This window comes from Actinopolymorpha alba DSM 45243, assembly GCF_000373925.1.
In the GTDB taxonomy this organism is placed as follows: domain Bacteria; phylum Actinomycetota; class Actinomycetes; order Propionibacteriales; family Actinopolymorphaceae; genus Actinopolymorpha; species Actinopolymorpha alba.
On record NZ_KB892770.1, the window covers coordinates 1 to 22,320 of the forward strand.

21 protein-coding genes and 1 pseudogene are annotated in these 22,320 nt (G+C 69.1%); 12 read left to right on the forward strand and 10 right to left on the reverse strand.

What is annotated here, in order from left to right:
• The coding region (locus tag B141_RS42385; RefSeq protein ID WP_020577728.1) for a transposase at window positions 1-241 on the forward strand (241 nt) is incomplete at its 5' end.
• An 88-nt stretch (window positions 242-329) separates the two neighbouring features.
• On the opposite strand, the gene B141_RS42390 is transcribed toward B141_RS42385, so the two are convergent.
• On the reverse strand, window positions 330-1,679 hold the full coding sequence (locus B141_RS42390) for a S8 family serine peptidase (protein WP_020577729.1): 1,350 nt from the start codon (window positions 1,677-1,679) through the stop codon (window positions 330-332).
• A 292-nt stretch (window positions 1,680-1,971) separates the two neighbouring features.
• On the opposite strand from B141_RS42390, the gene B141_RS0123980 reads away from it, so the two are divergent.
• From B141_RS0123980 to B141_RS0124005, 5 genes are all read left to right on the forward strand, one after another.
• Window positions 1,972-2,406, forward strand: coding sequence for an ATP-binding protein (locus B141_RS0123980; protein ID WP_020577730.1), 435 nt, complete (start codon window positions 1,972-1,974; stop codon window positions 2,404-2,406).
• A 43-nt stretch (window positions 2,407-2,449) separates the two neighbouring features.
• Window positions 2,450-3,268, forward strand: coding sequence for a glycosyltransferase family 2 protein (locus B141_RS42395; RefSeq protein ID WP_202805889.1), 819 nt, complete (start codon window positions 2,450-2,452; stop codon window positions 3,266-3,268).
• Window positions 3,265-5,196 carry a polyprenol phosphomannose-dependent alpha 1,6 mannosyltransferase MptB gene (gene mptB / locus B141_RS49545; RefSeq protein WP_020577732.1) on the forward strand — a complete coding sequence of 644 codons (1,932 nt, stop codon included), beginning with the start codon at window positions 3,265-3,267 and terminating at the stop codon, window positions 5,194-5,196. Before B141_RS42395 ends, mptB begins: the two co-directional genes overlap by 4 nt.
• Window positions 5,197-5,408: 212 nt before the next feature.
• A complete protein-coding gene (locus tag B141_RS0124000) occupies window positions 5,409-6,503 on the forward strand; it encodes a hypothetical protein (protein ID WP_202805890.1) in 1,095 nt (364 codons plus the stop codon).
• 14 nt (window positions 6,504-6,517) lie between these two features.
• Window positions 6,518-6,976: a hypothetical protein gene (locus B141_RS0124005; protein WP_020577734.1), complete on the forward strand. Its 459-nt coding sequence runs from the start codon at window positions 6,518-6,520 to the stop codon at window positions 6,974-6,976.
• On the opposite strand, the gene B141_RS0124010 is transcribed toward B141_RS0124005, so the two are convergent.
• The 6 genes from B141_RS0124010 to B141_RS0124035 all read right to left on the reverse strand — a co-directional run bounded on the left by B141_RS0124010 (window position 6,966) and on the right by B141_RS0124035 (window position 10,545).
• Complete coding sequence (locus tag B141_RS0124010; RefSeq protein WP_020577735.1) at window positions 6,966-7,706, reverse strand: PIG-L deacetylase family protein; 741 nt, start codon at window positions 7,704-7,706, stop codon at window positions 6,966-6,968. The two genes, B141_RS0124005 and B141_RS0124010, sit on opposite strands and share 11 nt — an antisense overlap.
• Window positions 7,703-8,158, reverse strand: a complete 456-nt coding sequence (locus B141_RS0124015) for an NUDIX hydrolase (protein ID WP_020577736.1) — start codon at window positions 8,156-8,158, stop codon at window positions 7,703-7,705. The genes B141_RS0124010 and B141_RS0124015 overlap by 4 nt, the downstream gene beginning before the upstream one ends.
• A gap of 50 nt (window positions 8,159-8,208) precedes the next feature.
• Window positions 8,209-8,379, reverse strand: coding sequence for a hypothetical protein (locus B141_RS49550; RefSeq protein ID WP_157181231.1), 171 nt, complete (start codon window positions 8,377-8,379; stop codon window positions 8,209-8,211).
• 292 nt (window positions 8,380-8,671) lie between these two features.
• Entirely contained in the window at window positions 8,672-9,607 is a 936-nt protein-coding gene (locus B141_RS0124025; RefSeq protein WP_020577738.1) for an aldo/keto reductase, read from the reverse strand.
• A 69-nt stretch (window positions 9,608-9,676) separates the two neighbouring features.
• Window positions 9,677-10,114, reverse strand: coding sequence for a MerR family transcriptional regulator (locus B141_RS0124030; protein WP_020577739.1), 438 nt, complete (start codon window positions 10,112-10,114; stop codon window positions 9,677-9,679).
• Window positions 10,115-10,185: 71 nt separating this feature from the next.
• The gene (locus B141_RS0124035) at window positions 10,186-10,545 is read right to left on the reverse strand and encodes a VOC family protein (protein WP_020577740.1); all 360 of its coding nucleotides are present in this window, start codon (window positions 10,543-10,545) and stop codon (window positions 10,186-10,188) included.
• 185 nt (window positions 10,546-10,730) lie between these two features.
• Between B141_RS0124035 and B141_RS0124040 the strand changes: the two genes are divergently transcribed.
• The 4 genes from B141_RS0124040 to B141_RS42410 all read left to right on the forward strand — a co-directional run bounded on the left by B141_RS0124040 (window position 10,731) and on the right by B141_RS42410 (window position 14,190).
• Window positions 10,731-11,363, forward strand: a complete 633-nt coding sequence (locus B141_RS0124040; protein WP_020577741.1) for a TetR/AcrR family transcriptional regulator — start codon at window positions 10,731-10,733, stop codon at window positions 11,361-11,363.
• A 14-nt stretch (window positions 11,364-11,377) separates the two neighbouring features.
• The gene (locus tag B141_RS0124045) at window positions 11,378-12,223 is read left to right on the forward strand and encodes a peptidyl-tRNA hydrolase (RefSeq protein ID WP_020577742.1); all 846 of its coding nucleotides are present in this window, start codon (window positions 11,378-11,380) and stop codon (window positions 12,221-12,223) included.
• 51 nt (window positions 12,224-12,274) lie between these two features.
• Entirely contained in the window at window positions 12,275-12,607 is a 333-nt protein-coding gene (locus tag B141_RS42405) for a hypothetical protein (RefSeq protein WP_020577743.1), read from the forward strand.
• Between the two features lie 383 nt (window positions 12,608-12,990).
• Window positions 12,991-14,190, forward strand: coding sequence for an HNH endonuclease family protein (locus tag B141_RS42410; protein ID WP_051114172.1), 1,200 nt, complete (start codon window positions 12,991-12,993; stop codon window positions 14,188-14,190).
• Window positions 14,191-14,298: 108 nt separating this feature from the next.
• Here the strand turns inward: B141_RS42410 and B141_RS52920 are convergent, their stop codons facing one another.
• From B141_RS52920 to B141_RS0124070, 3 genes are all read right to left on the reverse strand, one after another.
• Complete coding sequence (locus B141_RS52920) at window positions 14,299-14,835, reverse strand: NUDIX hydrolase (protein WP_084678480.1); 537 nt, start codon at window positions 14,833-14,835, stop codon at window positions 14,299-14,301.
• Window positions 14,836-15,007: 172 nt separating this feature from the next.
• The gene (locus B141_RS0124065; protein WP_020577745.1) at window positions 15,008-18,583 is read right to left on the reverse strand and encodes an error-prone DNA polymerase; all 3,576 of its coding nucleotides are present in this window, start codon (window positions 18,581-18,583) and stop codon (window positions 15,008-15,010) included.
• A complete protein-coding gene (locus B141_RS0124070; RefSeq protein WP_157181233.1) occupies window positions 18,576-20,210 on the reverse strand; it encodes a DNA polymerase Y family protein in 1,635 nt (544 codons plus the stop codon). The genes B141_RS0124065 and B141_RS0124070 overlap by 8 nt, the downstream gene beginning before the upstream one ends.
• Window positions 20,211-20,368: 158 nt before the next feature.
• On the opposite strand from B141_RS0124070, the gene B141_RS0124075 reads away from it, so the two are divergent.
• Together B141_RS0124075 and B141_RS51625 are read left to right on the forward strand one after the other, a co-directional pair.
• A complete protein-coding gene (locus B141_RS0124075) occupies window positions 20,369-21,667 on the forward strand; it encodes an RNA polymerase sigma factor (RefSeq protein ID WP_026257536.1) in 1,299 nt (432 codons plus the stop codon).
• A gap of 61 nt (window positions 21,668-21,728) precedes the next feature.
• Window positions 21,729-22,280, forward strand: a pseudogene (locus B141_RS51625) (phosphotransferase family protein); the annotation flags it as partial.
• Window positions 22,281-22,320 lie beyond the last annotated feature (40 nt).

The following is a 22,320-nucleotide window of genomic DNA, read 5'->3' on the forward strand; positions in this document are numbered from 1 at the left end:
CAGCCCACAGTGGAAGAACCGGTACAACATCCGCGCCGGCGTCGAGGGCACCATCCGCCAAGCCACCCACGTCACCGGCATCCGCCACGCCCGCTACCACGGCCTGAACAAGACCCGCCTAGAACACAACGCCGCCGCCACCGCCATCAACCTCATCCGCCTCGACGCCTGGTGGACTCACAACCCCCTCGACAGAACCAGAACCACCCACCTCCAACGCCTCCACCTCACCGCCGCCTGAACCCGAATTAGCCAACAGGGTCTAAGAGACCGAGAAACCTATGACAGCTTGGGGCCACGCGGGCCCGTCGCCCCAGGGGACTGCTCAGCTAGCGGGTGGCTGGGTCAGACGGCGGGTAGCTTGGTCGCCACCCGCGCTTGCGGCCACGGCGAAAGACCGCGATGCCGCCCAGCACCAGCAGGACGAGCGCGACCGCGCCACCACCGACGCTGAGTGCGACGTTGCGGGCGGTGGTGTCCGGCGGCGTGGGCGGGATGATCGGCTTGATCGCCGGCTTCTCCTCAGCGGTCTCCTGACCCCCGGACCGCGCCGGCAGGATGGCCGTGACCGCCTCGAACGGGTTCACGACGCCCCAGCCGTACTTCTGGTCAGGCAGGTCGAATCCGGGATGGTCGGCGGTGAACTCGATCCGCTGCTTCACCTGCACGGGTGTGAGTTTCTTGTCGTACGCCTCGAGAACGAGCGCGGCGACACCCGACACGAACGGCGCGGCGAAACTCGTGCCCTGGTCAGGCCCTCCGTGCCCGCTGATCGGCGCGGTGCTCACGACCGCCTCACCCGGCGCGACCACTGAGATGGGAACGGAGGTCGTGGTGAAGTCCGCGACCTTGCCAGCTTCGTTCGTCGCACCGACGACGATGAGCCCTTCGAAGCCCTTCTGTCCCGCGAAGCCTGCCGGCCAGGTCTCGGCATTGCCCTGCTGTCCGCCGGTGTTGCCGGACGCGACCACGACCACCACACCCTTGGCGAGTGCGTCCGCCACCGCGTCCCGCAGCGTGCCGCGCGGACTGGAGGTGACCATGGAGACGTTGATGACATCGGCTCCGTGGTCGGCCGCGTAGCGGATACCGGCGGCGAGTTCGTCGGCGGATCCAGCGTCGCGTTCCTTGGCGACCCGGACCGACAGGATCCGCGCGTGAGGTGCGACGCCGACGAAGGGCGTGGTCTGGTCCGCGACGTTCTCCCGCCCGGCGATGATGCCGGCGACGAAGGTGCCATGCCCGTTGCAGTCCCTCCACGGCGGAACCAGATCCTGGTCTGCGGGCACGAAGCTGGCTGGTGGTGCGATCGAGGCCCCGCCGAGCTGGGGATTGCCAAAATCGACACCGGTGTCGACCACGGCCACCGTCACCCCTCGCCCGGTGGCGAACTCGCGCACGCGCTCCAGTTGCAGGCGCTTTTGTTGCCACGGCGTACGACTAAGGACGGTGCTGGCGAACTGCCGGTCGCACCTCTCGGTCAGCTGGTTCGGCGGGATCGGCTCTGGAAGCGGGCTGCTCGACGGCGATGCGGCCGGGGTGGTGGGTCCGCTCGAGTCGGCGTCGTCGGTCGGCGAAGGGGTCCCGCTGGGTGAAGGGCTCGCGGTGGGGGCGGACACCGACGACTGCCCCGGGCCGGCCAGGGCGGCCGCGGGCAGCGCGCCGACGACCGGCGCCAACGCGAGTAATATGCCGGCCGACCGAACGCTGTGCCTTCTCGACCACCTCACAGTGGGCGAGAGTACCCGTAATGATCCGATCTGCCGGGCGGGCCGGGGTCACCGATCACGGGGCCGCTTTCGGTCACGGCAGCAACGGTCTTGCGCAAAGCTCGTTCTTTTCGGGGAAGTACGACCACGCTTGGTCACTGGGTGGGGTTTCCCACCGCGCGAGCGCGGGAAGCAAAGCGTCATGCCAACGCAGAGTCTCTGCGGCACGGGGTATGGCGAGTGGAGGGTCTAAGGAGAAGGCGTGACTGTGGCTCCGGTCGAGAGTTCGGCGACCTCCACTGCCTTGGTGCTGCCCTTCGAGGTGGCCAGCGCTCGGAAGGCGCGGCGTCGACTTGACGCTGACCTTACCGCAGCGGGCATCTTCGCGGACGATGTTCAGGATGCGCTCCTCGTGCTCAGCGAACTCGTCGGCAACGCCCTCCGGCATGCCCGTCCGCTGCCGGCGGGCACCTTGCGGGTGACCTGGGCACGCCTACCCGAGCAGCTGGTGGAGCTGGCGGTGACAGACGGCGGAGGGCCGACCCACCCACGTACCCTCGAGCTCCCCGCATCGGCGCTGGGTGGCCGCGGCCTCGCGATCGTCGGCGACCTTTCCGAGACCTGGGGTGTGCGGCGCGACGCGGAGTCGACCACGGTGTACGCCGTCCTCCGGTGCCGGGCCGCCGCGCCGGCCTAACGAGCGCCGCGGCGTCAGGCCGGCTAACGACTACGCTCGTTCCGTGTCACTCAGTGCGGCGGCCGGCACGCCACGTGTCGCGACAGTGATTCCCGCGAGGAACGAAGCGGCCCGGGTGGCCGCGACCGTGCGCGCGGTCGCGAAGATTCCCGCCGTCGACCTGATCATCGTCGTGAACGACGGATCGCGGGACGCGACCGCCGACCTCGCCCGCGACGCCGGCGCCGTCGTGGTCAGCCACCAGCGTTCGCGAGGGAAGGCCGCAGCGCTGGAGACCGGGGTCGAGACAGCCGCGGCGATCGACACCCGCGAAGGACGCGCCGCGCCGAGGCACCTGCTGTTCCTGGACGCGGATCTGGAGGAGAGCGCCGCCGAGGCTGGCGACCTGATCGCGCCCGTCCTCGCCGGCAGCGCCGACATGAGCATCGGGCTCCTCCCGGCGCAGACCGGCGGCGGGGGCGGCGGCCACGGCTTTGTCGTCCGGCTGGCCCGAGACGGCATCACCCGCGCCACCGGCTGGCTCGCCACGCAACCCCTGTCTGGGCAACGCTGCCTGACCCGGGAGGCGTACCAGCTGGCCCGCCCCCTCGCGCCCGGCTTCGGTGTCGAGGTGGGTCTCACGATCGACCTGATCCGGCGCGGCCTGCGGGTGGTGGAGGTCCCGGTCGCCTTCCAGCACAGGGTGACCGGCAGTGGCTGGCGCGGCCAGGTGCACCGGGGCCGCCAGTGGCTCCATGTCGCGGCCGCACTCGCCCGCCGCGGTGTCCTGCCCTCGGCGCGGGCGGTCCTCGGGAGGCGTACGAGCTCGGACAGCTCCGCGAGCCGGGACAGCTCCGCGAGCCGGGACCGCTCGGCCCGGTGAGCAGCACCGCCGCGACGTCCGTCCACTCGCCCGTCGCGTCCCATCGGGCTGGCCGCCGGGCCCTGGTCTTCTGCGGCGCCAGCTTCGCCCTCTTCACCCTCACCGGGTTGCTCGGACCGTCGGCTGTCACGCTGACGCTCCCGCAGCGGGTGGCCTGGCGGCCGCCGTACTGGTTCGACGTCCATCCCGCCCCGTGGCTGGTGATGGGGCTCGTGTACGCCGGCCTGGTGGTCGGCGCGTACGGCCTGTTCGTCGCGTTCCGTGCGCTCGCCGCCGGCTGGCAGCCATCGCCGCGGCGGCTGGTGGCGCTCGGCGTGGCGGGGGTGACGGCACTGACTCTGGTGCCGCCGATGGCGTCGGGGGACGTCCTGATGTACGCCGCGTACGGCCGGATCGCGGCGCTGGGTGGCGACCCGTACGTCACCTCACCCGCGGCCGCCGCGCTGCTCGGCCACGACCCGGTGATCGCCGCCACCGAACGTCCCTGGCAGAACGCCACCTCGGTCTACGGTCCGGTCGCGACCTGGATCCAGGAGGCGGCGGCCCGGATCGGCGACGGGTCCACGCACGGCACCATGCTGGGTCTGCAGGTCGTCAACGCGGTGGCGTTCGTCCTGACCGGTCTGCTCACGGTCGTCCTGGCGGGGAGTGGCGATGTGGCCCGGGCGCGGGCGGTGCTCTTCGTCCTCGCGAACCCTCTCCTGGTCTGGGCCGTCGTCGGCGGCGCTCACAACGACGCGCAGGCGGTGGTGTTCGCGGTCGCGGCGCTGGTCGTCGTCCGCCGTTCGCCGTTCGCGTCCGGTCTCCTGCTGGGGCTTGGCGGTGCGATCAAGTTGACGGTCGGGCTCTACGGCCTGGCTCTCCTGTGGTGCTTCCGGCGTTCTCCGCGTTCGGCTCTGAGCCTGTGTGCCGGTGCACTGCTCACGCTCGGCGGGACCTACCTCACCGCCGGGCCGCAGGTGTTCGACCGGGTTCTGCTGGCGCCGAGCTTCATCTCGTCCGGAACGCCGTGGCGTCTGCTGTTCGGCCCGCTGCATCTGTACGTGCTGCCGATGTCGGCGGCCAGGGCGGTGATCGCGAGCCTTGCGACGGTCGCGATCGTGTTGCTCGCGGTGCTGTTGTTCAGGGCCCTGCCCCGCCCGGTGCTTGCGCCGGCGGGCGTCGACGACCCGCGCCCGGAGGCGGTGCGTGCGTCCGCGGCGATCTGCCTGGCCTGGGTGTTCCTCACGCAGTACAGCCTGCCGTGGTACGACCTGATGGCGTGGGTGCCGCTGGCCGGGCTGGTGGCGACCAGGCTCGACCTGATGTTGCTGGGCCGGACGGCGATGATGGCCGCGGCGTACGTTCCCGGCCGGGTCGTGGTGATTCCGCTCGGACTGGCCATCGTCAGTGACCGGATCCGCGACACGGTCACTCCGCTGGTGCAGACGGCAATCCTGGTGTGGCTCGTCTCATGGTGCCTCGCACAGGTTCGTGGGCGGGTTCGCGGGGATGATGAAGGTATGCCTCCTCCAGAACCCCCGATCGAAGGTGGCCGGCCGGTCCTTCTTTATGACGGCGACTGCGCTTTCTGTACGCGCAGCGTTCGCCTGATCGAGCGGTGGATCCGACCGTCCGCCGCGTTGGAGCCCTGGCAGTTCGCGGATCTCGACGCGCTGGGCACGACCCGCGCCAGAGCCGAGTACGAAGTGCTGTGGGTGCGACGTGACCGTCGGGTCGACGGTGGAGCCCAGGCGGTCGCGCGGTTGCTCATCCATGCCGGTGGTGGGTGGGCCCTGCTGGGATGGTCGCTGCGGGTGCCGCCCATTCGCTGGCTCGCGCACCTCGTCTATCGCCTCGTGGCCAACAACCGTGACCGGTTGCCGGGAGGCACGCCTGCCTGCGCTCTTCCGGCCGACCAGCGCCCCGGTGCCAGCTCCGGAGCGTAATCGTCAGCCACGTCTCCACGGTGCGGGTGGATGGGCCGCATCGTGGGAAAAGTCCGTATTTCCGCCATTCGTGGAACGCTGGGCGGGCGAATCGCGTCTACGGAACTGCCAAGTTGGAACAGAAACCGACCTCCGGCGCAACAGCCAGTAACCAGATCCAAGGAAGTTACCCCGTCCCTGGGTCAGCCCCCGGTGGAAAGGGAGTGCTCGCGATGACCACCACGGTGGACTCGACCACGCTGATGCGGTGGGAGAGTCTCGCGCTCGACTACGACGTCGCCTGGGCCGACCTGCTGCTCATCGCTCTGAACGTCCACGGCGTACGCACGTCTGTCGGCTCGCGGACCCGCCTGCATGTGCGGCTGCCAGGTGAAGACGACACCCGGCTCATCGTGGTCCCGTCCGGCCGGCCCGACTCGCCGTTCGAGCTACGCGGGGACGATCTGTGTGTGGACGCCCAGCCGGTCGCGGCGGTCGAGCGGCTCGCCGTCGACGACGCCGTACCCGGCTACCTTCGGTGCTGGGATGGCAACCGCTGGCGAGCCGCCACCCTCAACCCCAACTCCCGGAGTCGCTGCACCGGCTGCGCGTTCTGTCCCACCAGCCTGGAGGATGCCGTCGACCCACGGCTCCGGCTCGACGACGAGATCGCGGCCCTGCTGGCCGGTCTCGCGGCCGAGCTTCCGCCAGGCGGCTCGCTCACCGATCTGGACGAGGTGACCATCTCCACCGGCTGCTTCCACACGGAGGCGGCGGCCCTGGAACACCTGCGCACCGTCCGCCGGGTGCTGACCGAGCACGGCATGCGACCACGGATCGGGTTGCTGAGTTCGGTGTTGCGGAGCCAGCGGGCCTTCGACCAGATCGCGGACGAGGTGGGTCCGTTCCTGCTCTACCTCACCGCCGAGTGTGGTTCACGCAGAGACGTGCTGCTCAAGGCGAGCAAGGCCAGCCTGCTGCCGCGGGAGATGCCGGGCCTGCTCGCCCGTGCTCGCGCGGCGGGCCTGGAGACGTCGTTCACCTACGTCGCGGGGTTGGACGCCTACGACGAGATGCGCGACTTCCTGTCGACGCTGCTTCCGGAGGTGACGGTTTTCCCGTCCGTGCAGGTCTACCAGTCGCACACCACGCTGATGGACCTGCTCCGCGCGCCCGAGGCCGAGGACCTCAGCTACTACCTCCGGATCCGGCGGGACTTGGAGGAGCTGGCCGCACCCCGTGGACTGGTTCCGGAACGTTGGCGGTGCTACCGGCCGCTCTGGTACACCACGTTCGCGGGGGCGCCGCTCACCAGCCCGTGCCGGTGAGGAGGGGCTCGGCCATGTCGAGGTCTGCAACCGCGGCGCCCGAGAGCCTCGCGATCCGCGGCCACCGCGAGGACCACGACGGTATGCGGGCGTACGTCCTCGATCGGCGGCTCACCGGCTACGACAGCTACCGAACGGCCCGGCTGATCGTCGCCGACCGCCCACCGCTGCGGGTACGCGTGCTCACGCTCGACGACCTGACGGTCCTGTGCCCGTTGCCCGAGCAGCGTGAGCTCCCCGACCGTTGGGAAGGCACGCTGGAGCTGCCGGCGACCAGCCGCGGTTCGGTCATGCCGGCAGACCTCACCCGCGCCCTTGTCGAGGCGGGGATCGAGCCGACCGCGCTCGACGATGCGCAGCGCCGGCATCTGATCGGCTTCGTGGCCGAAGCCCGGCCGGGTCCGACCCGGGACGCCCGCCTGGCCGCCGCGGTGTCGGCCGCGCGCCGCGACCAGGTGCGGGTCAGAGGCTGACAAGCTCGAACGTCGTCGCCAGGCGTCCACCGAAGCGGGCGGCGGCCTCGCGGGCGAAGCCGGTGAGGAGTTCGCGGGCGTAGGCGACCGGATCGCGGTCGGAGATCTCCTCGATGTACGCCCGGTGTTCGGCGAGCGAGGCGATCGCGCGGTCGAGGGTGCTGGAGACGTCGACGGCGTGCGAGGGGTACGGCGACGCGGCGACGGCCACCCACCGCACGCCGTTCCAGGGTTCGATTCCCTCGCCCACCAACTCGGGGAAGATCCAGCGGTTGCCGGCGTCCCCCACCGCGTCGAGGGCGGCCCGCCCGACGGCTCTGTGGTCGGGGGTGTTCCAGGAGCCGGGACCCCAGGTGTCGTGGTGGTTGAGCGTCACCACGAGTTCGGGCCGGTGCCGCCGGATCGCGCGGGCGAGTTCCCGGCGCAGAGCCAGACCTTCCTCGATCACGCCGTCCTGGTGGTCGAGGAACTCCACCGACCGCACGCCGACCGCCGCCGCGCTGGCTTGTTGCTCGCGTTCCCTGATGGCCGCGGCGTGCTCCGGCGGGATCCCGTCGATGCCGGCCTCGCCCCGGGTGACCAGGAGGTACGCGACCTCCCGCCCCGCGTCGGTCCAGGCCGCGACCGCACCCGAAGCGCCGTACTCGAGGTCGTCCGGATGCGCGACGATCGCGAGGCAGCGTTGCCAGTCCTCGGGCATCGGCGCAAGGTCAGCTTGCTGATCGGTCATCGCACCCCCTCGGCCATCAGCTCGACCCGCTTCCTCTCCGCCAGTTGCAGGCTCCGCCGGGTCCATGGTGGTGTCCGCGGATCGGCCGCGATCTCGTCGTACGACATCCACCCCACCCACGCCACCTCCTCCGGTGAGCCCGGTCGCGGTGTGCCGGTCTCGTGCGCGGCGAGGAAGACGACGTCGACCACCCACTGGTGGTCGTCGGAGTGGAAGGAGGTGCTGCGAACGTACGTCAGTGAAGGCGCGAGGGTGACTCCGACCTCCTCCTGGACCTCGCGGCGGACAGCCGCTTCGAGGACGCCGTCGTTGTCATCAGTCCGCTCGACCTTGCCACCAGGCATGGACAGCGTGCCGGCGGCGTGGCTGACCTGGGCGAAGCGTTGGATCATGAGCCACCTGCCGTCCCGGAAGATCGCGGCCTCGACGTTCACGATGAACCGCTCTGCCATGGGCTACTGCTCCTTCCCTCGCAGGGCCAGTAACCGTAGTGGCCAAGGCGTCAGGTTGCGACCGGCTGGTTCCGGGAGCGCCGCTCGACGCCGACGTTGACGATCGTGGTGTCGAGCATGGGGGTGAGCGCTCCGAGGACGAGGACGCCACCCAACTTGAGGAGCTGCGCGTCGATCCTCTCGGGCTCGCTAGGCCTGTCTAGCGCAGTATTTGGACTCATGAGTCCAACTATATGGATCTACGGGTCCGGTTTTGTCGGCGCGGGGAGTAGGGCGTGTCCTGTAGATCGGCAAGGTCTCACCAGGACATCCCAGGATGATGGAGACTCCGAGGTGCTATGACCCCCTGGAGTTTCCACGGTCTTGCTGAAGTGCGGCGATGTGCGACCGACCGGTTTCGCCTTGCCTGGTGGGAACGTGCCCTGCCTCGCACTGCAGAAGGTTGGCCCAACACCTCGAAGCGAACGTACGCGGTCGGATGCGCGTACCCGCGAGTCGTGGTCGGGTGTTTCCCTACCAGGGCAGGCGATTGTCCGCGTGGGTGCTCCCGAGTGCGCGGAGAGCGGCCAGCGTGTCGTCGGGCAGAACCACGTCCGCCGCGGCGACGTTCTCACGCAACTGCGCTAGCGACTTCGTGCCCGGCGCCACCGTCGACACCTCAGGCTGGGCAAGGATGTGGCTCAGCGCGGCGGGTGCGGTGCTGACGCCTGCTGGAAGCAGCGCCTGGAACTCCTCGACCAGCCTGGCACGGCGGGCGATGTCCTCAGCCGACCACCGGCTGCGCGCCTCGTCGAAGACCGACGTCGCGGCGTACTTCCCGGACAGCCAACCGGACTCCAACGGCACCTTGATGATCAGACCGACGCCGGACTTCGCCGCTTGTTCGAAGGCGGCGGCAGGTTCCTGATAGAGGGCGTTGAATCGCATCTCGATCGCCTGACTGCCGGTGGTTTCGGCGATCATGCGGATTTCCGCCGCGGTGTCGTCGCGTCCCGACACGCCGTACGCACGGATCACGCCGGAGTCCTTCAGGCGCTGCAGAACTCGATAGTGCGGCGCAGACGTGCCGTCCATGACATCGGACGGAGGACTGTGGACGAGCAGCACGTCCAGGTAGTCCGTACGCAGGCGCCGCAGGCTCGCCTCGACCGACTCCTCGATCCGGTCGGCCGAGAAGTCGATCGTGTCCGGCCACACGCCGAACTTCGTGCACAGCACCACCTGATCGCGACGTCCCTCGAGCGCGAGGCCGAGGATCTCCTCGCTGCGGCCACCGGCGTAGGCCGGCGCGGTGTCGATGAAGGTGGCACCCAGCCGGATCGCCTCGTCGATGATCGCGACGCACTCTTCCGTCTCGGGCCCACGCCAGTTTGCCGCACCGAACTGCATGGCACCGACGCCGATCTCACTGACCTCGATCCCGGTGTCGCCGAGCTTGCGTGTCCTCACTTACGTGCTCCTTCAGATACGTCGCTCGCCGCGTCCGAAACGGTCGAGCCCGGCCAGTGCGTGCAACGACTACGCCGGAACTGCGGGGGACAGCGCTCGTCGGTATCCCGTGATCTTGCTGTTGATCACGTCCAGATCGCGGTGGAGGTCGGCGATGTGGTTCAGGACCCGATCGCGGTGCGCCTCCAGCAGCTGCATGCGCTGCAGTTCGGTGGGCGTGTCGGCTCTCAGGAGCTCGGCATAGCGCAGCATCTCGCTGACCGGCATTCCGGTCGCGCGCAGTCGCATGAGGAGCACCAGCCGCCGCAGGTCGACTTCGGTGTACCGCCGATGGCCGGACCCGTCGCGGGCGACACCCTCCAGCAGGCCCACGCGTTCGTACCAGCGCAACGTGTGGGTGGACAGGCCGGTCAGCGCGGCGACCTGCCCGACGGTGAGCGGTTCGTCGACGTCCGGAGTGAGTTCGTCGACGCGGCAGGTTGCGACGTCCGGTGGTTCATTGATCACGCATTCAGAGTGCCCCTTAGAGTGCACTCGAAGTCAAGGCGCTGGGTGAGGATCAGCCGGTCCGACGCGCCCTAGTCGTCCTTATGGCTGTTGATGTTGATCACGTTGCCGTCTGGCGCGCGAACGAAGAACCTCCGCAGGCCCCAAGGTTCTGTGGTGAGTGGGTGGACGATCTCGAACCCGCGTCGTTTCGCTTCCTCGTACGCCTCCTCAACGCCGTCGCCGACGGCAACCGAGATCACCGAGTCGTGCGGAGCCGTGGCATCGCGGGTGACGAGTTGAACGATCGCTCGGCCGTCAGGAGACTGGAAGCGGGAAACCCAGCCCATGTTGAGCTCTTCGACGCTCAGCCCGAGGTAGTCCACGTAGAAGTCCCGAGCTTCGCCAATATCTGGGACGGACAGGTTCGCGGTGAGGCGCGTTGGCTGCACTGGTGGCTCCTTCTGTCGGTAGCCGGTTTCGCCCGCCATTCTTCTGCGTGGCGCCGAGTCGGTCCAGCTCAGTACGCATGGCCCCCGTAGGTTGGCTAGGGCTGTCTAGCGCCGTATCTGGGCTTATGAGTCCACGTATATGGATCTGCTGGTCCAGTTTTGGTGGGCGCGGGATACTGGGCGCCGTGGCCACCGCAGCAGAAGTCCCCATCCGCGGCCGGGCTGCCAAGCGGTCCGCGATCCTGCGGGCGGCCCGGCAGGTCTTCCTCCGACACGGCTACCAACGCGCCTCCGTCGACGACATCGCGTCCGAGGCGGGCGTGTCCAAGCAGACGATCTACAACCAGTTCGGCGGCAAGGAAGCTCTCTTCCTCAGTGCGGTCGAGGAGATGTTCCTGCAGCTGAACGCCGACACCCTCGCCGCGCTGGAGTCGTTCCCCGACCGTCCGCGCGATCTCGAAGCGGAGCTCATCGCCTTCGGCCGGCGGCTTGGTGCCTGCCTGTTCGAGGGGCAGGCGGTCGCGGTGCGCCAGCTCATCGAGGCCGAGGCATTCAGCCATCCCGACCTGGCCGAGGCATCCCGGGAACGCGGACCCGGACGGATGGCCGCGGCCCTCTCCGCCCGGCTCAGCCGGCTCGCGCACGCCAGGCTCCTCGAGGTGGACGACCCCGACGTGGCGGCCCGGCACTTCATGGCCCTGGTCACCTACGACCTGAAGTCGCTCGCGGACCGTGGTCCGGAGGGGGTCGACAGTCCGGAGTTCGACGCCGTGGTGACGACCGGGGTGCGCGCGTTCCTTCGTGCGTACACGCCGTGATGAGGAGTATCGAGATGCCCGAAGCCAGCGGACTGTCGGCGCCCGCTGAGACCGCTGAGACCGCTGAGACAGTGGAGACGGCGGACACGCAGCGTGCTGCTGTCCGCTTCTGGCGCGAACGCTGGCGGAACCAGCCGTGGATCGACCGAGCCGCCCGCGACGATGACGAACCCTGGTCGCTGCCGCTGGTCGTACGCGTCGAGAAGGCCCGGCCGCCCGATCACGACGATGCGATGACCGCGGCCGCGTTGGCTGTCGTACGCCTCCTCGCCCATCCCGCCAGCGCGCCGGACGGACCCTGGCACGCTGTCCTCGAACGCTGGATGGACGGGCGGATCCGCAAGGTCGTCCGCCGGGCCCGCGGTGCCCGGTGGACCGACATCCTCGACCTCCCCGGCGGCACGGCGGAGGTGGCGGGCACCGAGGTGCGGGCGTTGCTACCGCATCCCGTCGCGGAGGTGCCGCCGCTGGTCAGCAAGCTGCAGGTGCAGGGACTCGACCTGGACTCTGACGCTGAGAGTGGGGTCGACCGGTCTTCCCCTCCTGTGGAGTCGGCGGCCGGTCCGGTGCTGTCGATCGTGTTGGCTCCCGGGGTACGGATGTCGACTGGCAAGGCTTGCGCGCAGGTGGGACACGCGGCGCAGCTCGGCATGCTCCAACTCGACGAGGACCTGGTGTTCGGGTGGCTGGGCGCGGGATTCCCGGTGCGGATCGTGGCAGGATCCACGCGGGAGTGGAACGCCGTGCTCCAGGGGGAGATCCCGGCCGCCGTCGTTCAGGATGCGGGCTACACCGAGGTCGAGCCCGGCACCCAGACCTGTGCCGCCACGTTCGCGGCGGTGACCGGCACGAGCCGTTGACCAACCGCGTCGCCCGCGAACCTCGTTCGGGGACTTCTCGTTGGACAGCTCATGGGGAACACCGTGGTGAGGGTCGCACTGATCGGCGGAGTCGTCGCGCTGGGCGTGGCCGCGCTCGACCGTGCGCTGTTGTGGATGGAACGCCGCCGCTGGATCTATTACCGGCGTACCAAAGGCGCTTCGAAGACCAGCCGGGAGATCTTCCAGACGTTCGACCCGGGCGCGCAGGCGCTGAAAAAGGCGATGGAGCAGGAGAAAATCCGCAAGGTCGTCCGGCCCTCCGGCGACCCGCCGTTCGATGTCGACCTCGACAGCGGGATCGTGCGCGTACGCAAACCAGAGGACGCCGAGGGCAACCCCGACGGCCAGGGAACATCTCGATGATCTGAAACCGCGAACACGCGTGCGTGCACGACGCTAATCTCGCCTCCTGCTGTCTGACGGTGGGGCCCGTCGACAGCTCCATGGGCGGCTTTTTGGGGGACTTCATGAGTGCACGCTTCTGCCCACCACCTGGTTGGCCAACGCCACCAGAAGGCTGGGTGCCCGAACCTGGTTGGCTTCCTGATCCGTCCTGGCCGCCGCCTCCCGAGGGTTGGCAGTTCTGGGTCAGTGACACCTCGGAACGTTCCGCGTCGTCGTCTTCCGCGCCATCGGCGTCAGGTGCCGCGGGCGCCGGCGTCACATTCGGCACGACGAACCCGGGACCACAGTGGTCGCCTCGACCGGCGGCCGAAGCACGAACTGCCATTGGCCGCGGTACGCAGTTGGCTCAGATCTTCGGATGGGGAGGTCTCGGCGCGGTCGTTCTCCTTGGCGCGGCCACTGGTGGGTTCAGCGGCGCGGCGATGTTCTTTGGTTTGTACTCAGCCGTTGTCGGGATCATCGCGCTCGCCCGGGGCCGGGTCGGCTGGGCGAGACTTGGTACGCGCGCCGCGGGAGGTGCCGCCTGCGGTATCGCCTTCGTCGCAGTCATCGCCAGCGCGTTGACGGCACCGAGTACCGCGGCGACAGGTGACCCCAAGGCAGCCGGTGTCGCTCCGGCAGCCGGGCCGTCGCGGACCCCGACCCCGACGCCGACCACGTCGCGTCCGACACCGGTGGAGACGACTGTCAGTCTGGTCGAGCAGGCGATCGCCGGCGCGGGGCCCGAGACAACGCTCGCAGTTCTGGGAGTGATCCCTGTCAAGGCTCAAGCCGCTCTCGACGGGTACGACCGTTCCGCCTTCGGAGAGGCGTGGACCGACACCGACCGCAATGGATGCGACCAGCGCAACGACATCTTGCGGCGCGACCTCGTAGACAAGACTCTCAAGGCAGGCACCAACGGCTGCGCCGTGGTGAAGGGGACGCTCCGCGACCCCTATACCGGCACGTCGATCACGTTCAACAGGACGTCCAGTACCACCTCAGCTATCCAGATCGACCACGTTGTGTCCCTGGGGAACGCCTGGGCTAGTGGCGCCAGCGAATGGACAGCGGCGAAGAGAGCCGCATTCGCGAACGATCCGCTGAATCTCCTCGCGGTCAGCGCCACGGCCAACCAGTCGAAGCAGTCAGACGATGCGGCGGCCTGGCTTCCTCCGGACGAGCGCTACCGGTGTGCCTATGTGTCCCGCCAGCTGGCTGTCAAGAAGAAGTACGGCGCATGGATCACCGCTGGGGAACGTACCGCCATGGCTGAGGTTCTGATGGCCTGCCCGGCCGCGCGACTACCAGTCGCCCGCGTTATTCCTCTCGGTGGCGCGCCCGTGGACTCACCACCTCCTACCCGCACGTCGCGGCCGCGAGTGCCCAAGCCAACCACCGCGCCGAAACCGACCAGTGAGGCTCCGCGTCCACAGCGGGGGGTTCATCCCGGTGCGTTCTGCTCACCCGAGGGCGCCCTCGGCTACACATCCAAGGGCACACTCATGCGCTGCAGCACCAAGCCCGGCGACAGTCGCGCACGGTGGCGTCGGGCTTAGAACACCTGGAGCGCCCAGCTGTCGCCGACGATCGGTAACCGTACATATGGGGGGACGGTAAGGATGGGGTTCGGAGTAAGCGTGAAGGTTGCTCCCGGCATACGCCGTTTACCGCCTCGACGACCTTGGGTGGTCATCGGTCTGCCTCACGAACTCAAGCGAGCGCCGGGGAGCTAAGAGACCGTTCGGGACAGTAGACCTAGGTGGTCCAATGCCCGGTAACCGCAATCCTGGTCCGTGAGCTGGCCGGCGCGGATGTGCTCGATGAACACAGCCTCCTCGAGCAACACAACCTCGGTGAACTCCCTCGTCGCCGGGGTCAGGCTCTGCCACTTTTCGGCAACCCTCTGCCAGGAGGAAGTGTCGCTGGATCTGGAAGTTCGCGGCGAGCCAGGTAGAGCCCAGGTACGTTGTAGAACTGGGTTCGTAGCCGGTCTCCTCCAGCAGTTCCCTTTTGCCGGCTTGCAGCACCTCTTCGCCGGGATCCACCTGTCCGCCGGGCAACTCGACAAGCAGGCGACTTGGCCCTACGCGGAACTGCCTGGCGACGACGAAGCTTCCCTCCCTCGTGCGAGGCACGACAGGCGACCGTGTGGCCTCCCATGAGGACGTCCCAGTCGGATCGCTTCCCGTTGGGCAGCACATACGTCCGACGCGAGATCTTCATCCAGCCGTCGTAGACCGGGCGCTCGGACTCCAGCAGCCACTCACCCACGCGCAAGCCATCCCTCCATCAACCAGGCCATGAAACACCGGGCACAGGATTCCAGACGGAGCGCCAGGGACGCGAGGTTGTGTGTGCGGGTTGGTTGCGCACTCAGTGGAAGTCGCGGGACATGGTGCGGATGGTGAGTGGCAGCCGGGCGAGCTTCTCCGCGACGATGTTCGTGACGCCCTGGGCGCGTTCGAGGCGGCCGCGGATGAGCAGGGCGGGTGACTCGCGGGCGATCCGGCGGTGCCGGTCCCATACGGCCTGGGGGCAGATGATGTTGATCATCCCGGTCTCGTCCTCGAGATTGAGGAACGTCACCCCGCCCGCGGTCGCGGGACGCTGGCGATGGGTGACCACGCCGCCCACCAGGATGCGCCGGCCGTTGTCGACGGTGCGGAGGCGGCCAGCCGGGATCACCCCGAGTTCGCTGAGCTTGTCGCGGACGTGCCGGGTCGGATAATCGTCGGGGGAGATTCCGGTCGCCCACAGGTCGGCCATCACCTGCTCGGCGGGGTTCATGTCCGGGAGCAGCGGGACCTGTTCGGGGATCGCCGCCTTGGTAGCGGGTGCGGGCGCGGGCGCTGCGGTCAGATGGTCGGCGCGTTCCTGGGCGGCGCTGCCCGACAACCACAACGCCTGCCGCCTGGACAGCCCGAAGCACGCGAAGGCGCCAGCGGTCGCCAAGGCCTCCATCTGCGTCGCGGTCAGCTCGACCCGGCGGACAAGATCGGCCTGGTCGGCGTACGGTCCGTTGGTTTCGCGTTCGGTGACGATCCGGCGGGCGACCTCCTCACCGATCGAGCGGATGCCGGCCAACCCCAGGCGTACCGCGAACCGCCCGTCGCGCCGGTGCCGGGCATCGTCAACCGGTGCGTCCGGATCGAACGGCCCAGGAAGTGGATGCTGCGCCGCCACACACGCCGGGTCACCCCCCACTTCGCTCACTCGGTCGCCGAGCCGCTCGGTGTCTCTGGTCGCGTTCGGCTTCTTGTTCGCTGCGCGGACCGCTCGTTCCTCGCGGGCCACTTCGCTCACTCGGTCGCCGAGCCGCTCCAGATCCGCGTGGATGCCGGACGCGTGCAGGTCGGCGTGGCGTACCTCGACACCGTGCCTGCGGGCATCGGTGACCAGACTCTGCGGGGAGTAGAACCCCATCGGCTGTGCCCGCAACAACGCGGCCAGGAACACCGCCGGATAGTGCAACTTGAACCACGCGCTCGCATAGACCAGTAAGGCGAAGCTGATGGAATGGCTCTCGGCGAACCCGAAGTTGGCGAACGCCTCGATCTTTTCGTAAATCATGTCGGCGGTCTCGCCGGTGATGCCCCGCGCCGCCATTCCGGCGTACAACTTCTCCCTGAGTGAGGAGATCTTTTCCAGCCCGCGTTTGGAACCCATCGCCCGCCGCAGCAGGTCAGCGTCGTCGCCGCTGCAGCCGCCGACCTCCATCGCGATCTGCATGAGTTGCTCTTGAAACAACGGCACGCCGAGGGTGCGTTCGAGGGCGGGTGCGAGCGTGGGATGCGGAGGCGTGGGCGGCTCCTCCCCGAGTTTGCGGCGGATGTAGGGGTGCACCGCGCCGCCCTGGATCGGACCCGGCCGGATCAGCGCGATCTCGATAACCAGGTCGTAGAACCGTCGCGGTCGCAGCCGGGGCAGGGTCGCCATCTGGGCGCGGCTCTCGACCTGGAACACCCCGACGGAATCCGCGCGGCACAACATGTCATAAACGCCCGGCTCCTCCTTGGGAATGGTCGAAAGCGCCCAGTCTTCACCGAGATGCTGGCGGATGCCGTCCATGGTGTACTGCAGGACGGCGAGCATGCCGAGCCCGAGCAAGTCGAACTTGACAAGGCCCATCCACGCGCAGTCGTCCTTGTCCCATTGGAGTACGGTCCGGCCGGTCATGCGTCCGTGCTCGATCGGGCACACCTCGCCCACTGGCCGGTCGGTGAGCACCATGCCGCCGGAGTGGATACCGAGATGGCGCGGGAACGTCAGCAACTGCTCGGCAAGCCCGCGCACCGAGACAGGGACGTCGCTGTCGTCCCCCACGTTCACCGAACCCCACGAGTCGACCTGCTTGGACCAGGCATCCTGCTGCCCGGTGCTGTGGCCGAGCGCCTTGGCCATGTCGCGGACCGCCATCTTGGGGCGGTAGGTGATGACGTTGGCGACCTGCGCGGCGTTGTAGCGGCCGTACTTCTCATAGACGTGCTGGATAACCTCCTCGCGCCGGTCGGAGTCGAAGTCGACGTCGATATCAGGCTCTTCGTCGCGGGTCGCGGAGAGGAAACGCTCGAACGGCAGGTTGTAGAAAACGGCGTCGACCGCGGTGATGCCCAGCACGTAACACACCGCGGAATTAGCCGCCGATCCCCTGCCCTGGCAGAGAATCTCCTTGTTCCGGGCGAACTCCACGATGTCGTGGACGATGAGGAAGTAGCCGGGGAAGTCTTTTTCCTCGATGACCTTGAGTTCTTTGTTGAGGCGGGCGTACGCCTCGTCGCGCAGCGGTCCGACGTAGGAGCCGTACGCCCGCTCCGCGCCCTGGAAGACCAGCTCACGCAGCCAGGTCATCGGGGTATGGCCTTCTGGGACCTTCTGTCGGGGCAGCCGCGGCCGCGCCTTCCGCAGCGGGAACGCCAGTGCGTTGGCGTACTCCACCGTGCGGGCCACCGCGCCCGGATAGCGGGCGAACCGCGCGGCCATCTCCGCTCCCGCCCGCAGGTGCGCGGTGCCGGCGGCGGGTAGCCAGCCGTCGATCTCGTCCAGGCTGCGCCGGGCACGGACGGCGGCGAGCGCGGTCGCCAGTGGGCGGCGGTCAGGGGTCGCGAAGTGCACGTTGTTGGTGGCGACCACCGGGAGCCGGCGGGCCTTGGCGAGCTGTGTCAAGGCGTCGTTGCGGTCGGTGTCGAGCGGGTGGCCGTGGTCGATGAGCTCGACCGCGAGGTGGTCGTGGCCGAACAACGCGACCAGCCGGTCGAGCTCGCGGCCGGCACTGTCGATGCCGTCGCGGGCCAGCGCCTGCGGCACCATGCCCTTGCGGCACCCGGTGAGGATCAGCCATTCCCCGGCGGCGCGGGCGGCGAGATCGTCGAGGTCGTAGACCGGTCGGCCCTTCTCGCCTCCCCGTAGCTGCGCCTCGGTGATCGCGCCGGCCAGCCGGTGGTAGCCCTCCTCACCGCGCGCGAGGACCAGCAGGTGGCTGCCCTCGGGATCGGCGGCGCCGTTCTGGGGTTTGGTGAGACCGAGGGACAGCTCGGCGCCGAAGATCGTCGCGAGGTCGTAGCCGGAGAGTTCGGCGGATTCGGCCAACCGGACCACGCCGTAGAGGCCGTCATGGTCGGTGAGGGCGAGCGCCTGGAGCCCGAGGCGTACGGCTTCTTCGACCAGCTCCTCGGGATGGCTGGCGCCGTCGAGGAAGCTGAAGTTGGAATGGCAGTGCAGTTCGGCGTACGGCACCACCGGTCCGGGCGGTCGCTGCGGGCGCTGCTCGGGCGGCGGGTCGTACGGCGGCCGCGCGGAGGTCCAGGCGGGACTGTCGCCACCGTCGGCTTCCCCGGGTGGGCCGCCGGGCCGTCGTCCGGACAGCTTGCGTTCGAGTTCCGACCAGCTGATCGGCGGATTGCCCCAGCCCAGGCGGTGGGGGTGGGCCCGCGGTGTGGATCGGTCAGTCATAGCTCGCCTCGATCCACCAGCGGCCGTCCTCGTGGAGGACGACGAACGCATTGCCGTCAGCGCAGGCAACCTGGAACCGGGAGTACCGGCGAGCCGTCGCGGGATCCCACCACCGCTCGTCGACCAGCCAGGGACCCGCCCAGCCGACGATCTCGGACGGCTCGGAGTCTGGGCGGACCAGAACCCGGCATTCCTCGGAGATGTCGCCGCGCTCGTCGATCTCGACCAGCTGGCCGGTGGCGCCGCGCACCTCGATGGGCTCGGGCGTGGGGGGAACCGTGGACGGGGCAGGAGGCGGAAGATGCCCCGTCCACGGCGGCTCGATGGGGCGGGCCGGCGCCACCTCGTCTCCCCAGGGCACGAGAGTCATGCGTTCGGCTGGCGCCCGTCCTCCAGAGAGAACGACCGTGGTGACCGCTTCGTGCCCCAGCATGCTCTGAATTCGGGTGAAAGCGCGGTGAACGCGTTCGTCGGGTGCCTGGTCACCCCACAGGCCGTCCTGGTAGGCGCCGGTGCGGGCAACGTCGTCGGGGATCAGGCGGACGCGTACGACACCCGACGTCAGCTCCTCTGACGGACGGTCGTCCGCGGTGCGGGTGCCCTGCAGCTGCCAGCGGATCCGGTCGACGACATCGGCGGCACTGAACCACCGGGGATGCCGCCACTGCCGGCTCCGCGGCTCATCGCGTTCGGTATGAACCTCGACCCGGAGGCAGGTGCAGACCAGGTCGAGTTCGGCCAGCCTGGTGATCAGCTCGTCGGCGGCGCCGCGGATGGCGAAAGCCACCTGGTCAACTCGTTCGACGGGCGGCTCGAAGGCGGTGTCGGTGGCAAGCTCCGGTGGCGGCCGCCGGGTGGCCAGGGCACGGTCGTCACGACCGGACGCGAGCCGGTGCGCCAGCAGGCCGTCATTGCCGAACCGCGCCAGGACGTGCCGGGCTGGCAGGGCGGCGAACGCTCCAAGCGTGCGGATCCCCAGCCGGCGGAGGAGGTCGATGAGTTCGGGGCGGTGGAGCGTGTCGATCAGCAGCGGGGCGAGGCAGGTGGCGGACTCTCCCGGAGGGAACGCCAGCTGCCGCTCGCCGGCCTGCTCGGCGAGCCGGGCCGCCTGCTCCGCCGCGAAGGGCCCGTCGGCGATCCCGATCACGCAGGCGAACCCAGCCTCCTCCAGGTGAGCACGCAGGGTTTGCGCGAACGCCCACTCGCCTCTGGTCGCACCGGCCCGGCCGGATGGCTCGGCGCCGGCCAACGCTGCCTCGGTGTCAGGGGACGTGGCGCGGGAACTCGCGTAGTAACGACTTGGCCCGCGGGCGCCGAGCGCGCACATGCCGGGGCGGATGATCTCCACGCCTGGGGCGAGGGCCTCGACCGCCGTCACGACGGGCTCGAACTCGCGGGCATCGATGGCCGGGTCGTACGGCAGGACGACAAGATCGGGGCAGCGTGACTGCGCCTCCCGGATCCGCAGCTCCCGGCGTACGCCACTGCGCCGGGCGGCCTCGGAACAGGCGAAGACCCGACCTCGGTCGAGGACGGCGATGGCGGCGTCAGCGGCGATACCGGCGTCCCGACTGGCCGCGATCACCGGCCAGTCGGGGCACCACACCACCACGGTGCGCACGCTCATCGCGTCCATGCCCTGGGACGTCGATGCTGCCTGCGCGGGACTTCCACCACCCGCCCATCATCGAACACATGTTCGACGAAGTCAAATCCCGGCGCCGCCCGGCTGCCCCTCGCGAGCCGCGCGAGCGTTCGGCCAGCCCTGGGTGGTCTGATTGGTGGGTGTCCGTTCCTGAGACCCATCGCGCGATCGACGCGGTTTGGAGAATCGAGTCGCCCAGGCTCATCGCCGGGCTGGCCCGGATGGTGCGCGACGTCGGGCTCGCGGAGGAACTCGCCCAGGACGCGCTGGTCGCCGCGCTGGAGCAGTGGCCCGGATCCGGCGTACCCCGCAATCCCGGCGCCTGGCTCATGGCGATCGCCAAGCGCCGCGCGATCGACCAGATCCGCCGTCAGGAGCGGTACGAACGCAAGCTCGCGGAGATCGGTCGTGAACTCGCGATCGACGGTGAGGAATCCACGCCGGACCTCGACGCGGCGTTCGAGGACACCATCGAGGACGACCTCCTGCGCCTGATCTTCGTCGCGTGCCACCCGGTCCTGTCGACCGAAGCGCGGATCGCGCTCACGCTGCGCCTGCTCGGTGGGCTGACGACCGACGAGATCGCGCGGGCGTTCCTTGTCCGCGAGTCGACCATCGCCCAGCGGATCGTCCGTGCGAAACGCAGCCTCGCCAAGGCGCAGGTGCCGTTCGAGGTTCCGACCGGAGAGAATCGGGCCACCCGTCTGTCGTCCGTCCTCGAGGTCATCTACCTGATCTTCAACGAGGGCTACGCGGCGACCGCCGGGGATGACTGGATGCGGCCGGCGCTGTGTGAGGAGGCGCTGCGGCTGGGGCGGATCCTGGCCGAGTTGGTTCCGTCCGAACCCGAGGTGCACGGCCTGGTCGCGTTGATGGAACTCCAGGCGTCCCGGGCATGGGCCCGGACCGGCCCGCGGGGCGAACCCATCCTGCTCCTCGACCAGAACCGCAGCCGCTGGGACCGGTTGCTGATCCGGCGCGGACTCACGGCCCTCGACCGCGCGAGCGGGTCTGACCAGCCACCTGGGCCGTACGCCCTGCAGGCCGCGATCGCCGCCTGCCACGCGCGGGCGGGTACGCCGGAGGAGACCGACTGGGCCCGGATCGCCGCTTTGTATGCCGCGCTCGCGCAACTCGTACCGTCGCCAGTTGTCGAACTCAACCGCGCCGTCGCACTCGCGATGGCCTTCGGGCCGGCGGTCGGTCTCGAACTCGTCGAAACGTTGACCTCGGAGCCGTCGTTGAAGGAATACCACCTCCTGCCGAGCGTGCGAGGTGACCTGCTCGCAAAGCTCGACCGCCTGGACGAGGCGCGGGAGGAGTTCGAGCGCGCCGCCTCCCTCACCCGGAACGAACGCGAGCGCGCGCTGCTCCTTCGCCGGGCCGCCGCGTGTGTGGAGGGGAGCGGTGGCGCACCCACACCTTCGCTGGAACCGTGACGGCTGATCGTCTGTCGGTGAACGCTCTCTCGCTACTGTCAACCGAAACTTGCTTGTGTTCGTGGGCGTACGACGGCCAGCATCACGACATGGGCAGATCCGGGCGCAGCGGTGGCTTGCCGAGGTGGGGTTTCCCGTGCCGGAACTGCTGTATCTGGTGTGGGAGTGCCCGGAGTTCGACGGACGCCAGCTGTCGGTGCAACGCTTCGTTGACGCCGAGGCCGCGGGTGACCCGATCTGGACGCTGACCGACGTCCAGCGGGCGGAGTTCTTCGCTGACTTCGGTCGGGCTGTCGGCTGGTTGCACAGCTTTGATCTGCCAGAATTCTCTGGCTGGGTTGACGATCGTGGTGAAACACATGCCACCTGGGCCGATGCCGCCCGCCCTGACGCCGCGATCCGGGCGATCCGAGACCAGGGTTCGCTGGTGTCGGCCGGCGTGCTCACCGAGGCGGAGCGGCGGATTGAGTGCGGACTCGCCGCACTGCCGACAGTCCAACCCCGCTTGGTGCATCGTGACCTGCACCTCGATAACACCCTGATCGCCAGTGGCCGGTTCGTCGGGCTGATCGACTTCGAGCTGGTCCGGGAGTGGGATTTCGTGTGGGACTTCGCCAACCGGCTCCAGGGCGTTTTTGATTGCTACGAAGGGT

Bases quoted from the DNA above. Each gene is read 5' to 3' on its own strand.
- B141_RS0124000 (WP_202805890.1), top strand. From the start codon at position 5,409: ATGACCACCACGGTGGACTCGACCACGCTGATGCGGTGGGAGAGTCTC.
- B141_RS0124005 (WP_020577734.1), top strand. From the start codon at position 6,518: ATGTCGAGGTCTGCAACCGCGGCGCCCGAGAGCCTCGCGATCCGCGGC.
- B141_RS0124010 (WP_020577735.1), bottom strand. From the start codon at position 7,706: ATGACCGATCAGCAAGCTGACCTTGCGCCGATGCCCGAGGACTGGCAA.
- B141_RS0124015 (WP_020577736.1), bottom strand. From the start codon at position 8,158: ATGGCAGAGCGGTTCATCGTGAACGTCGAGGCCGCGATCTTCCGGGAC.
- B141_RS49550 (WP_157181231.1), bottom strand. From the start codon at position 8,379: ATGAGTCCAAATACTGCGCTAGACAGGCCTAGCGAGCCCGAGAGGATC.
- B141_RS0124045 (WP_020577742.1), top strand. From the start codon at position 11,378: ATGCCCGAAGCCAGCGGACTGTCGGCGCCCGCTGAGACCGCTGAGACC.
- B141_RS42405 (WP_020577743.1), top strand. From the start codon at position 12,275: ATGGGGAACACCGTGGTGAGGGTCGCACTGATCGGCGGAGTCGTCGCG.
- B141_RS52920 (WP_084678480.1), bottom strand. From the start codon at position 14,835: ATGTGCTGCCCAACGGGAAGCGATCCGACTGGGACGTCCTCATGGGAG.
- B141_RS0124065 (WP_020577745.1), bottom strand. From the start codon at position 18,583: ATGACTGACCGATCCACACCGCGGGCCCACCCCCACCGCCTGGGCTGG.
- B141_RS0124070 (WP_157181233.1), bottom strand. From the start codon at position 20,210: ATGAGCGTGCGCACCGTGGTGGTGTGGTGCCCCGACTGGCCGGTGATC.